Raw genomic sequence first — 282 nt, 5'->3', positions numbered from 1 at the left:
GCCCACGCCGTCATACCTCCGTGCAAAAACGCCAAACCGTGGAAGCCCACGAGCGCCGGGGCCGTCACCCGAAACGAAGTGGTGCGTGCATCCCGCTATCTTGGCAAGGCATTGTGGCGAAGGTGGAGCGGATACCACCGCCGAAGCCATGTCGAGACCAAGATGAACTGCGTCAAGCTTCTCGGCCAATCCCTGATGTCGAGAAACTTCGACCGGCAGGTCGCAGAAATCCAGGTCCGTATCGCCGTCCTGAACCGCTACACCGCTCTTGGCATACCCGTC

General features: G+C 60.6%; 1 pseudogene. It reads left to right on the top strand.

From position 1 onward, the window contains the following. Positions 1–282, top strand: a pseudogene (locus tag R0J92_RS22500) (IS5/IS1182 family transposase); the annotation flags it as partial.

The sequence above is a fragment of the Tritonibacter sp. SIMBA_163 genome (genome assembly GCF_046535935.1).
GTDB classification, from domain to species: domain Bacteria; phylum Pseudomonadota; class Alphaproteobacteria; order Rhodobacterales; family Rhodobacteraceae; genus Epibacterium; species Epibacterium scottomollicae.
This window is presented reverse-complemented; position numbering and strand designations above follow the sequence as displayed.